Source organism: Flavobacterium branchiicola, from assembly GCF_018383905.1.
Taxonomy (GTDB): domain Bacteria; phylum Bacteroidota; class Bacteroidia; order Flavobacteriales; family Flavobacteriaceae; genus Flavobacterium; species Flavobacterium branchiicola.
Genome location: NZ_JAGYWA010000012.1, coordinates 18976 through 32080, shown reverse-complemented (window position 1 = coordinate 32080; position 13105 = coordinate 18976). Strand labels below are relative to the sequence as shown.

At 34.2% G+C, this 13105-nt stretch carries 10 protein-coding genes; 8 read left to right on the top strand and 2 right to left on the bottom strand.

Translation table 11 applies throughout. From position 1 onward, the window contains the following. Window positions 1–71: 71 nt before the first annotated feature. The 3 genes from KHA98_RS21875 to KHA98_RS21865 all read left to right on the top strand — a co-directional run bounded on the left by KHA98_RS21875 (window position 72) and on the right by KHA98_RS21865 (window position 2035). Window positions 72–1016, top strand: coding sequence for an ROK family protein (locus tag KHA98_RS21875; RefSeq protein WP_213260121.1), 945 nt, complete (start codon window positions 72–74; stop codon window positions 1014–1016). A gap of 324 nt (window positions 1017–1340) precedes the next feature. After that, complete coding sequence (locus KHA98_RS21870) at window positions 1341–1694, top strand: DUF488 domain-containing protein (RefSeq protein WP_213260120.1); 354 nt, start codon at window positions 1341–1343, stop codon at window positions 1692–1694. Between the two features lie 8 nt (window positions 1695–1702). Then, the gene (locus tag KHA98_RS21865) at window positions 1703–2035 is read left to right on the top strand and encodes a 2Fe-2S iron-sulfur cluster-binding family protein (RefSeq protein WP_213260119.1); all 333 of its coding nucleotides are present in this window, start codon (window positions 1703–1705) and stop codon (window positions 2033–2035) included. Between the two features lie 12 nt (window positions 2036–2047). Here the strand turns inward: KHA98_RS21865 and KHA98_RS21860 are convergent, their stop codons facing one another. Next, window positions 2048–2761 (bottom strand): LytR/AlgR family response regulator transcription factor, encoded by a 714-nt coding sequence (locus KHA98_RS21860; RefSeq protein WP_213260118.1) that lies wholly within the window; start codon window positions 2759–2761, stop codon window positions 2048–2050. Window positions 2762–2826: 65 nt separating this feature from the next. Continuing rightward, on the bottom strand, window positions 2827–3885 hold the full coding sequence (locus tag KHA98_RS21855) for a sensor histidine kinase (RefSeq protein WP_213260117.1): 1059 nt from the start codon (window positions 3883–3885) through the stop codon (window positions 2827–2829). A 444-nt stretch (window positions 3886–4329) separates the two neighbouring features. On the opposite strand from KHA98_RS21855, the gene KHA98_RS21850 reads away from it, so the two are divergent. The 5 genes from KHA98_RS21850 (at window position 4330) to KHA98_RS21830 (ending at window position 13105) form a co-directional block, all read left to right on the top strand. Further along, complete coding sequence (locus KHA98_RS21850; RefSeq protein WP_213260116.1) at window positions 4330–6207, top strand: sodium:solute symporter family protein; 1878 nt, start codon at window positions 4330–4332, stop codon at window positions 6205–6207. Between the two features lie 416 nt (window positions 6208–6623). Further along, the gene (locus KHA98_RS21845; RefSeq protein ID WP_246522483.1) at window positions 6624–7589 is read left to right on the top strand and encodes a glycoside hydrolase family 130 protein; all 966 of its coding nucleotides are present in this window, start codon (window positions 6624–6626) and stop codon (window positions 7587–7589) included. Window positions 7590–7596: 7 nt separating this feature from the next. Continuing rightward, window positions 7597–8664 (top strand): carbohydrate-binding family 9-like protein, encoded by a 1068-nt coding sequence (locus KHA98_RS21840; RefSeq protein ID WP_213260115.1) that lies wholly within the window; start codon window positions 7597–7599, stop codon window positions 8662–8664. A 7-nt stretch (window positions 8665–8671) separates the two neighbouring features. Then, a complete protein-coding gene (locus KHA98_RS21835; RefSeq protein ID WP_213260114.1) occupies window positions 8672–9751 on the top strand; it encodes a putative glycoside hydrolase in 1080 nt (359 codons plus the stop codon). A 213-nt stretch (window positions 9752–9964) separates the two neighbouring features. Beyond that, the gene (locus KHA98_RS21830; protein WP_213260113.1) at window positions 9965–13105 is read left to right on the top strand and encodes a glycoside hydrolase family 2 TIM barrel-domain containing protein; all 3141 of its coding nucleotides are present in this window, start codon (window positions 9965–9967) and stop codon (window positions 13103–13105) included.

Here is a 13105-nt window from a genome sequence, read left to right as displayed (position 1 = left end):
GTTTAATGTTGTTGATGATGCTGCGTTTTTGTATAAAAAAGATGGTTATTATTAGGTAAATAAATAAAAAGATGTCAATAATTATAGGAGTAGATGTTGGTGGAAGTCATATAAGTAGTGCAGCGGTAAACGGTGAAAGTTTCAGAATACTTCCTGAAACCTATTTTGGAGGAGCTGTAGATTGTATGGCATCCAAAGAAATAATTATTCAGAAATGGGCAGAAATAATTAACCAGACCATTGCAGTAATTGAAGAAAAGAAACTAATTGCGGAAAACGAAACTATTGGAATTGCATTTTCTATGCCCGGCCCTTTTCAATATGAATCAGGAATTGCGATGTTTAAAGGGAATAACAAATACGAAGCATTATTTAATGTTTCCATTTCCGAAGAACTTTTGAAATACTTAAGCAATAAGAATGTAATTTGCAGATTCCTGAACGATGCAAGTTGCTTTGGAGTTGGCAGTACAATTCAGCAAGTACCTAATTTAGAGCATGAAAAAGTAATCGCAATAACATTAGGAACCGGTTTTGGAGCTACTTTTTTAGATGATAAACTGCCAATAACGCAAGGTTTGAATGTACCCAATAATGGCTGTTTGTGGGATAAACCCTTTGAAGACGATATTGCTGATAATTATTTTTCGACCAGATGGTTTTTAAAAGAATATGAAAGTGCTTCCGGTGAAATCGCAACCAATGGCGTTAAAGAAATTGCAGGTTTAGAAAATCCTTCTACAGCAAAAATATTTGATAGTTTTGCAGACAATTTAACCTCTTTTTTATCGCCATATATCATAAGCTTTGATGCCGATTTACTCGTTATTGGCGGAAATATTGCAAAATCATACAAACTGTTTCTCACCAAATTAGAAGAAAACTTTAAAAGCAGAGATATCGATTTAACGATTTCAATTGTTGATGAAACAGAGCAAACCAGTATTTTAGGATCTAGTTATTTGTACAACGATGTTTTTTGGGAACGAATTAAAAACGAACTGCCTAATTTTTAAAATAAAAACATAGTCCCGTCTTGTTCCGAAGTTTCGGGATCGGGGTACGCAAAGTGCGCGAAGTTTTTTAAGAATCATTAAAATGAAAAGTTCGCAAAGCTTTGTGTAGACTTAGCTTTGCGAACTTACTATATAGGTTCTGATTAGTTTTAGAATAAAAATACCTTAGCGAACTCTGCGTTAATTTTTAGGTACCTCCATTAAAAGATAGAAGTAATTGTTGACGAAAAACATTATAATTTCACTCAACTGGTTAAAAAAATCTATTTGTATCTTTATGAATCGGGACTGGATTTTAAAGTTCAGTTTGCAAATGAATCTAAAATGAAAGATATAATTCTTAAAAGAGTTTACGACAGTAAAACAAATGACGAAACCTATCGCATATTGATCGACCGTTTATGGCCTCGCGGAATCAAAAAAGAAGATTTACAATTTGATGAATGGGATAAGGAAATAACGCCTTCTCCAGAATTGCGTAAATGGTTTGATCATAAAGAAGAACGATTCACAGAATTTAAAAAATTGTATCTCGCCGAATTAAAAGCAAAACCGGAAGAAGTCGAACGTTTGCGAAGTATTGCAAAAGAGAAACCCTTAACTTTGTTATACGCAGCAAAAAATCCGAAAATCAATCACGCTGTAATTTTGCAGGAATTTTTACTAAAAGAAAACTAACAGGAATTTTGATCACAGACAAAAAGAAAATAAGTTTTAGTATTAGCGAAAACAATACAGTTTACACCATCGAAACCTATACAGGTCAATATCCTAATTTGATGTTTTTACTGAAAGACAAACTCGGTTTAGATGATTTTGGAGAATGCGGAGGAGTGGGCAGATGTGCAACTTGTGTAATTAAGGCAGACGGAATAAAAGGGAATTCGCTTAAAAAGGACAGAAATGAACCAGCAACTTTATCTAAAATGGGATTTGAGCAGGAAAATATTCGTCTATCCTGTCAATTGTATATCACACCAGATTTAGAGGGGTGCCAAATCGAAATTTTGGAATTGTAATTACAAATTCAATTACGGCGAAGAATTTAAAATTCTTTGTTTAACATGGTCCATATACGATCTACCTATTACATATCTCAAGCCTTCAATCTCAATTGTATTACCTTCTACAGCATCAATCTTGTCAATTGCAATAGTATAAGAGCGGTGAATTCTTAAAAAATTCCTTTCCGGCAATTGATCTGTAAAGTCAGATAAAGTACCGTAGATAATATATTTGTTTGTTAAAGTGCTTATTTTCAAATAATCCTTCAAACTTTCAACTACCAGAATTTCATTTAGAAAAATTTTCTTCATCCTTTTTTTATCGATTTTGATAAAAATAAAAGGATTTTCTCCCGTATTTTCAGGTGTGCTGCTGTTTGTTGTTTCAAGCCTTTTGCTCACTTTATTGAGCGCTTTCATTAACCTCGGAAATTCGATAGGTTTTACCAAAAAATCTAAAACATCCAATTCGTAAGTTTCAATCGCAAACTGACTATACGCACTTGTGATAATAACTAATGGCGGATTTTCGAGACTTTTTATAAAATTTATACCATCAAGAACAGGCATATTAATGTCTAAAAAAATGACATCGACTTTATTGTTTTTTAAAAAATTCAAGCCCTCAATCGGGTTACTAAAAGTATTTAAAACCTCAAAATCTTCAATAGGTTCCAAATAATTTTTGATAACATTAATTGCTAATGGCTCATCATCTATTATTAAACAATTTATCTTCATTTGTTTTTATTATTTTTTGGGCAAAATAATCTGGTTTGCAAAGTTTTAATCAATAAAGAATCTCCTTAGGCGACCTTGATTACAAGCTTCACAGCAAAAATATTCTTTTTCTTTTTAAAAGAAAGAGTATAGTCATTTTTATTATAACCTAATTCCAATCTTTTCTTAACATTCTCGATACCTATTCCGCTGGAAACATTAAAATTATCCTCCAGAGTAGTAAATTCAGGTTGCGGATTTGAAATCGTAAAATGCAAAAAATCACCCTTTACAGTAAAGCCTATATTAATAACCACTTTTCCGGTGTTTTTATTTACACCATGTTTAAAGGCATTTTCAATAAAAGTCAATAAAATTATAGGCGCTATTTCTTTATCATGAATATCTCCCGAAATAGACATGTTTATTTCCAGTCGCTCATCATTTCTAATGCGCTCCAAATCCAGATAATTTTGAATACAAAGTATTTCACTCTCCAGACTTTGTCGCTTGTTTTTAGTGTCGTACAACATATAGCGCATTAATTCCGAAAGCTTCAGAACAATCTTAGGCGTTTTGTTTGATTTTTCTACCGATAAAGAATAAATATTGTTAAGCGTATTAAACAGAAAATGAGGCGAAATTTGCGATTTCAGAAACAATAATTCCGTTTCCAGTTGCGATTTTTCCAGATCAGTTACCCTTCTTTGCTCTTTCATGAAATCCAGTGTAAGCTTAATTGCAGTCACAAAAGTGATCACATAAAGTTCACCAATCATCATGTCGATTGTGTAATTAAGCGTCAGTTCATTAATAGTCTGCGGACCTTCAGGCCAGACATTATGATTGATCAGTAAATAGGTCAGATTAAATTTTACCATCACCATAATAAAAATCGAAACCAAAACAGCGATTACATACAAAAGATATTTTTTTCGATAAACCAAATAAGGCATAAACAGCAAAATATTCAGATAACAAAGCGTCATGTGAATAGGAAAACCCAACAAATTAGTTTTGAATGAATATCCGTAATCATTAAAATAAATTCCCCAGCGGAAAGTGTTGAATAAAAAGTACGTAAGCCAGAAAAAAATATGGTAACGCAAGGGGATTGAATATAATCTACTCGAGTTGAAATGCATAATAATAGTACGTTTTGAAGCTTTTTTTGATGTTGGTCTTAGTTTAGATGTCGTTTGTCTAAATTACTTTAGGTAAAAATCAATTTTATATAAATTTAAAGTTAAATTATTATTGTTTTATACAACGTTTTACCCGGATAATTGCAATTATGACTGCAAGATGTGAAATAAAGATAGACAAAAATAATAGTGAACAAGATTTTTTTGTCAAACTACACATTTATTGCAAAACAGTAGTAAATGTACTTTTTTAAAATATAAAATATTATGCTTACTAAAAATCAATATCGCGTTATCAATAGATTTTTCATGAGAATCTTAAGATCAATCTAAGATCAGTTTCCAGACAACATCAAAGCCTAAATTAAGAACGATTAACCATCGGTTCTTATAATACCAGCACGAATATAATTAACCCCAACCAATAAAAAATAATAAAGATTAATGAATATCATTGACATAGCAATCATCATAGCCTACATTGTGCTATCAGTAGGAATAGGAATCTGGATTTCAAGAAAAGCATCAAAAGGCTTAGATGATTATTTTCTGGGAGGAAAAACAATCAAATGGTATTTTTTAGGATTAAGTAACGGCTCTGGAATGTTTGATGTTTCCGGGACTTCCTGGATGATTGGAGTACTCTTTTTATACGGAGTAAAAAGTTTCATGTTTATGTGGCTATGGCCAATATGGAATCAGATTTTTGTGATGATGTTTCTCGCCGTCTGGATTAGAAAATCAAAAGTAATGACAGGTTCCGAATGGATTTTAACCCGTTTTGGAAGCGACAGAGCCGGAAAAGCATCGCATATTATTGTAGCTATTTTTGCCATTATTTCTACCATTGGATTCATTGCCTACTTTTTTGAAGGTATAGGGAAATTTGTAACCATTATTCTTCCGTGGGATTTAACGCTTCATTACGGAGACTTGGTTGTATTGACCTCAGAGCGTTCTTATGCATTACTTATTATATTTTTAACGACAATTTATACCGTAAAAGGCGGAATGTTTTCTGTAGTAGCTACAGAAGTAGTGCAGTATTTAATCATGATTACAGCAGGAACATTAATCGCAGGATATGCTTTTGTAAATTATTCTGATATTCAGATCAATTCGGTAATTACAGAAGAATGGAAAAATGTCTTCTTTGGCTGGCAATTTGAAACACAATGGAGTGATAAATTTCAAACCTTCAATAATTTAATTGATTCTGAAGGATATAAAATGTTTGGTGCATTTATCGGAATGACCTTGTTTAAAGGATTTTTTGCAAGTGTTGCCGGACCAACGCCAAGTTACGATTTACAAAGAATTCTTTCTACAAAATCGGTAAAAGAAGCCGCCTACATGAGTGGTTTTACCAACTTGATTTTGTTCATTCCAAGATATTTATTAATTACCGGAATTGTGGTAATTGCCCTTGTAAATCTTGCACCGGAACTAAACGCAAATACTGGTTTGACCGGAGCCGATTTAGAATTACTAATGCCAAAAGTGGTTAATTTATATATTCCTGTTGGAATAAAAGGACTTTTACTGGCTGGTTTACTAGCTGCTTTTATGTCCGGATTCTCTGCTTTTGTAAATGCAGGACCCGCTTATATCGTAAATGATATTTATAAAAAGTATTTCAAACCAGTAGCAACCAATGCTCATTATATCAAAGTAAGTCAGATTTCATCTTTCTTAGTAGTTGGTCTTGGAGTTTTCATGGGCTTCTTTGCAGATTCAATCAATTCATTAACGCTTTGGATTACCAGCGCCCTATACGGAGGTTACGTGGCAGCAAATTTCCTGAAATGGATTTGGTGGCGTTTTAACGGCTGGGGATATTTCTGGGGAATGTTCGCCGGATTAATAATTGCTTCGTTGCAATTTATTTTAGGCCAGAATCAGGGTAATTTAACCGAAGGTTCATTTTTATACAACCTGTCACATGTTCAGGCGATCTATTTATTTCCGTTAATCTTTGGATTTTCAATTTTAGGATGCGTTTTGGGAACTTTTCTGAGCAAGCCAACAGACATGGAAGTTTTAAAATCTTTTTATTCTAATGTTAGACCTTGGGGATTCTGGAATCCGGTTTATAAAGTATTAAAAGCAGAAGATCATACTTTCGAAAAAAACAAAGATTTTGGAAAAGATATGCTGAATTGTTTTATCGGTATTATATGGCAATCAAGTATGATTTTGCTTCCGATATTCTTCGTCATCAAAGATTATCCAAAAGCAATAATAGCCTTAATTGTCTTTTTGGCAACCACCACAATCCTGAAATTTACTTGGCTGGATAAAGTGAGACAAATAGAAGATTAATTTAAATACAGCAGCTTTGTCAAAGTTTTAAACTTTGACAAAGCTTTAAGTTCTAAAGTTCGCAACATAGCGGATCAAATAATTAAACACTTAGAAACATACGTTTTTATGTTTAAAGAAGTAGTGATACAAAAGAAAAGTCCTCCACACATAACGAAGTATTTTGTAGAAGCTAATGCCCCTTTTTTAAAATTATAAAAACTATGTTTTCTATGTGTTTTAAAAGATGAAAAACAGAAAAATAAAATTTTACAATATAGAATCATAGATTTTTATGTGTAAAAAGTATAAAGAAGAAACAGGTTTCTGCACAAAGCTATGTTTGTTTAAATAAGTGAAACGCCTTTTATGCTTTTTTAAAAACTATGTCCCTATGTGTTTAAATCATAAAAACAATAAATTAAAAAATAAACAAAATGAGCAGTATTCCTTGGCAAGACAGACCCGAAAACAGTAATGATGTAATGTGGAGATATACTGAAAATCCCATTATAGAAAGATATGCCATTCCATCATCAAACAGTGTTTTTAATAGTGCTGTGGTTCCTTTTGGAGATGGATTTGCGGGAGTTTTCAGATGTGATAACAAAGCCGTTCAAATGAATATTTTTGTCGGTTTTAGTAAAAACGGAATCGATTGGGATATCAATCATGAGCCGATCGAAATGAAAGCCGGTAATACCGATATGATCGAGTCTGCTTACAAATACGATCCGCGTGTTGTTTTTATCGAAGATCGTTACTGGATTACCTGGTGTAACGGTTACAACGGACCAACAATTGGTATTGGATATACTTTTGATTTTAAAGAGTTTTTTCAATGTGAAAATGCCTATTTACCATTCAACAGAAACGGCGTTTTATTCCCACAGAAAATAAACGGAAAATATGCCATGTTAAGCCGCCCAAGTGATAACGGTCATACTCCTTTTGGAGACATCTGGATTAGTTATAGTCCTGATATGAAATATTGGGGAGAACACCGTTTGGTCATGAAACCAACACCTTTTGAAGACAGTGCATGGCAATGTACCAAAATTGGAGCAGGGCCAATTCCTATTCTTACCAACGATGGCTGGCTGATGATTTATCATGGTGTTATCAATACCTGCAACGGTTTTAGATATGCAATGGGAGCAGCACTTTTAGATGTTGATTCACCGGACAAGGTAAAATACAGAACACAACCTTATTTACTTGGGCCAGCAGAACTTTATGAGCAGGTTGGCGATGTACCAAATGTAGTATTTCCGTGTGCCGCTTTACACGATACAGAAGAAGATAAACTAGCCGTTTATTACGGTGCAGCCGATACTGTTGTTGCAATAGCTTTTGGTAAATTAAGCGAAGTAGTTCAGTTTACAAAAGATAACAGTTTATAACAAAAAGATGAGTCTGAAATTTAAATGTTTAGCAGTTGCTCTGGGATTCTTTTCAATAACGGGATATGCACAATCCAAAAAAACGATTGTACCCAAAACCTATGTAGCGGCCAAAACGACCACTCCAATTACAATTGACGGAGACGAAACCGATGTTTCCTGGAGTAAAACCGAGTGGACAGACCTTTTTGAAGATATCGAAAATGGCATAAAACCAAAATATGCAACCAAAGTTAAAATGCTTTGGGATGAAACCAATTTTTACATTTTGGCAAAAATGGAAGAACCGCATGTTTGGGCCAATTTGAAACAACGCGATACAATCATTTTTTATAATAATGATTTTGAGGTTTTTATAGATCCTGACAGTGACACTTTTAATTATTACGAACTGGAAATAAACGCCTTAAACACAGCTTGGGATCTATTTTTAACCAAACCTTATCGCGAAGAGGATAAAGTTGTTGTAAACGACTGGAATATTCCGGGGTTAAAATCGGCAGTAAAAGTAAACGGAACCTTAAACAATCCTAACGATACCGATCAGGGTTGGGTGTTGGAAATGGCGATTCCGTGGGCTACTTACAAAACATCTTTTTTCGATAAAAATGTTCCTGCAGATAAATTTTGGAGAGTCAATTTTTCAAGAGTAAACTGGCAACATGCAATTGTTGATGGCAAATACGAACGTAAAAAAGACGCCGAAGGCAAATTCCTGCCCGAGTACAACTGGGTTTGGTCGCCAATGGGCGTGATCAACATGCATGAACCCGAAAAATGGGGTTATGTTTATTTCTCTTCAAAAGAAGGAAAAGAAAGCTTTACAATTCCGCAGGACGAAAAAGTAAAATGGGAACTTTATACATTATACAGAGCCCAAAAAGAATACAACCAAAAGCATAAAATCTGGGCAAAATCAATTGCAGATCTTACGAAAGAACCAATCGTGGTCGACAGCAAAATTTTGAAACCAGTTGTAGAAAACCATGCTTCCGGATATAACATAGCAGTAAAAAGTCCTTTTTCAAACCAAACCTTTATTATAAGGGAGGACGGCAAAATAATCTCAAAATAAACCAACTATGAAACTACCAAAACTATTACTTCTTTTATTAGCATTCAGTATCTTTTCATGTGCCAAAAAAGAAGAAAAAACCACTTTTAAATTTGGTGTCTGGACAACCGCAGATGCTAAAAAATCAGATGAAGATTATACAAAAGAATTCAAAAAATACAAAGACGGAGGAATCGATGAGGTTTTAATTAATACTTCTGCAGATCCAAAACTTTTGGCAAGATTAGTGCCTTTGGCTACAAAAGAAGGTTTAAAAGTGCACGCCTGGATTATGGCAATGAACAGACCGGGAGATTCTATTGCATTAAAACACCCCGAATGGTATCAGGTAAGTAAAGAAGGAAAATCCTGTTTTGACAACCGTCCTTATGTAGATTATTACCAATGGTTATGCCCAACCAGAAAAGAATCCAGAGAACACGTTTTGGCTTTGGTTGAAGGATTGGCAAAAATAAAAGGCATCGAAAGTGTACACTTAGATTATATTCGTTTCCCGGATATTTTCCTGCCAATTAGTTTATTGCCAAAATACAATCTGGTTCAGGACGTAGAATTGCCACAATTCGATTTCTGTTATTGTGACGAATGCGTAAAAGCATTTGAAAAAATACACCACAAAAATCCAAAAGAAAGCCATAACACTTCTATCGATATGGAGTGGAAAAACTTTAGATTAAACGCTGTTCAGGCAGTCGTTAACGATGCTTATGAAATTGCGCACAAACACAACAAACAATTAACAGCAGCAGTATTTCCTTATCCTGAAATGGCAGACCACATGGTACGCCAGCGTTGGGACAAATGGAATATCGATCAGGTGTATCCAATGATTTATCATAGTTTTTATGATGAAGAAATTGACTGGGTTGGTTACGCTACCAAACAAGGAGTTGCCGATTTAAAAGACAAACAAACAAAAATCAATACAGGAATTTATGTTCCTGGATTAAAGAATGATGCAGAACTAAAAGAAGCGATTTTATTAGCCAAAGAAAACGGCGCAATCGGAGTTTCTTTTTTCGATGGAAACGCTTTGTCTGCCAGTAATTTTAAAACGATCAAAGAAACAAAAGCAGGTTTAGAGTAAGTTATTCCCGCTTTATTAAAGAATAAACCGCATATAAGAAAATTAATAATATTGGTTAGTTATGGGTTTTTGTTGCGGTTTTTCTTTAATTATAACTATGTAGTTAATCTCTGTTTTGACATGAAAAAACAGAGTTAACTACTTTTGTTTTAACTTTAAAATTAGGTTTCGCACTGTCTCGAAATAGCATTCAGAGCGAATAAAAGACAAAGAATGAAAAAAACAATCTCAATACTATCCTTATTAATTACCTCGATATTATCTGTTACCGCACAGGAAAAAGTTCCGTTTTGGCAAAATGAAAAAATCAATGAAGATAATAGAGAGCCAATGCACGCCGCCTATTATGTTTTTGAAAATGAAACATCAGCCGCCAAAAACAACTGGAGAGCATCTAAGAATTATTTAGATATCAACGGAGCATGGAAATTTAAATACGTTGACAAGCCAACCGACCTTCCGGCAGCATTTGAAAAAACCAATTTTAACGATGCAGCCTGGGATAATTTCAAAATTCCCGCAAGCTGGGATGTCAACGGTTACGGATATCCGGTTTACGTAAATACAACTTACGATTTTGATTATTTAATGGCACCAAATCCGCCATTTGTTCCCGCAAATTACAACCCAACAGGCGTTTACAGAAAAGAAATTACAATTGATAAATCGTGGGAAGGAAAAGATATTTTTCTTCACATTGGTACAGCAAAATCAAATCTGACCGTTTGGGTAAACGGCGTTTATGTTGGATATGGCGAAGACGGAAAATTACCATCAGAATTCAATCTGAACAAATACGTTAAAACCGGTAAAAATCTCATCGTTTTACAAGTAATGAAATGGAATGACGGTTCGTATTTAGAATGTCAGGATATGTGGCGAATGAGCGGTATTACCAGAGATTCGTATTTAGTTGCGAGAAATAAAGCACACTTAAATGACTTTGAAATCATTCCGGATTTAGACGCGAATTACGTAAACGGAAGTTTGAAAATTGCAACACAATTTTCAAATGTCAATGCAAAAGATAATTATACTTTAGAAACCCAATTGAAAGACGGTGACAAGATTGTAGCTTCAAAAGTTATTTCCGCTTTAAGCGAAAAACAAACTTTCGATTTTGCAGTAAATAATCCAAAAAAATGGAGTGCAGAAATTCCGAATCTATATCAGGTTTCTTTTCTTTTAAAAGATAAAAAAGGAAGCATTGTTGAGGTAATCAATCAGAATATAGGATTTCGAAAAGTTGAGATTAAAGGCGGACAGCTTTTGGTAAACGGAAAAGCAATTTATATTAAAGGAGTAAACCGTCACGAAGTAGATCCGGTTACCGGACAAACCATTTCAAGAGAACGCATGGAGGAGGATATTAAACTAATGAAACAGTTTAATCTTAATGCGGTAAGAATGTCGCATTATCCAAACGACGAATATTTCTATGAATTATGTGATAAATACGGAATTTATGTAGTCGATGAAGCAAACATCGAATCGCACGGAATGGGCTACGATATTACCAAAACTTTAGGTAATAAACCCGATTGGGAACTGGCGCACATTCAGCGTATGCAACGCATGATCGAACGGGATAAAAACCATACCTCGGTTATTATCTGGAGTATGGGGAATGAAGCCGGAAATGGCTATAATTTCTACAGAGGATATCTATGGATTAAAAACCGAGATAAATCAAGACCAATTCAGTACGAACGTGCCACAGCCGGCGCCTGGGACGGAAAAGGTTTAAAATTTGAATGGGATTCTGATATTATAGATCCAATGTACAGTTCTCCCGATAAAATGGAAGAATACATTCTGGCAAATCCAAATCCGTCAAGACCTTACATTCAGTGCGAATATGCGCATGCGATGGGAAATTCGATGGGAAATTTTAAAGATTATTGGGATGTTATTCGTAAATATCCCAACTTTCAGGGCGGCTTTATCTGGGATATGATTGATCAATCGGTTTATAAAAAACTCGGAGACGGAACTACAATTCTGGCATACGGTGGAGATTTTGGTCCAAAAGATGTAAAAAGCGATAACAACTTTGTCAACAATGGCGTTTTTACGGTAGACAGAAAACCAAATCCGCATGCGCTTGAAATGCGAAAAGTGCTGCAAAACATCCTGACTTCATGGGAAAATAAAGAAACCGCAACAATCAAAGTATACAATGAATTTTCGTTTAAAGATTTAAGCAATGTCACTTTGCATTGGGAATTAATTTTAGACGGAAAAAAAGCCGAAACCGGAGTTATTGATTATTTGGCGATAGATCCAAATCAGTCCAAAAACTATACTTTACCAGTAAAATTAGAAGATAAAAAGTTTAAAGAGGCCTTTATAAATATCTCTTATACTTCAAAAGAAGAAGAACCATTTCTGCCAAAAGGTTTTGAAATTGCTAAAGAACAACTGGCGTATAAAGGCGAATGGAAAAATGACATAAAAGTAGACGGAGCTTTAAAAATCACAGTGGAGAAAAAAGCCAATGCGACTGTTTTTAAAAGTGAAAAAGCCGAAATCACGTTTGATAAAAAGACTGGATTTATCAGCGGATATTCTTTTAATAATTTACAAATTATAAAAGACGGTTATCAATTGCGTCCTAATTTCTGGAGAGCACCAAACGATAATGATTTTGGAGCGAATTTCCAGAAAACTTTAGTGGCATGGAAACAAGCAACAGAAAATCCGACATTGGTAAACTGGACATTTTCTGCAACAAAAGACAATAAAATTATAGTAAAAGCGACGTATAGTTTGCCTCAGGTTTCAGCTACGGTAGAACTGAATTATGAAATCAACAGTAATGGAGAACTGGCTGTAAAAGAAGTTTTAAATATTGATAAAACAAAAGAACAACCAATGTTGCCAAGATTTGGTATGGAAATAATTGTTCCGAAAGATTTCAGCAATCTGACGTATTACGGAAGAGGACCACACGAAAATTACATCGACAGGAATTACAGTTCAGAAGTTGGACTTTACAATCAAACCGTTTCAGAACAATATTATCCCTACATTCGTCCGCAGGAAACCGGAAATAAAACAGACATCAGATTTTTAGAAGTATCAGGCGACAAACTGAAATTAACAGTAACCTCAGATACTTTAATTGCAATAACCGCTTTACATTATTTAAACGAAGATTTAGATGACGGTTTAGAAAAAGATCAAAGACATGCTGCCGAATTGAAAGAAAGAGATTTAACCAGTTTAAAAATCGACTATAAACAAATGGGAGTAGGAGGAATAGACAGCTGGCAGGCATGGCCAATGGAAAAATATCTCTTGAAAGACAAAAATTATCAATACCAATTTAAAATTACACCCTCTTTAAAATAA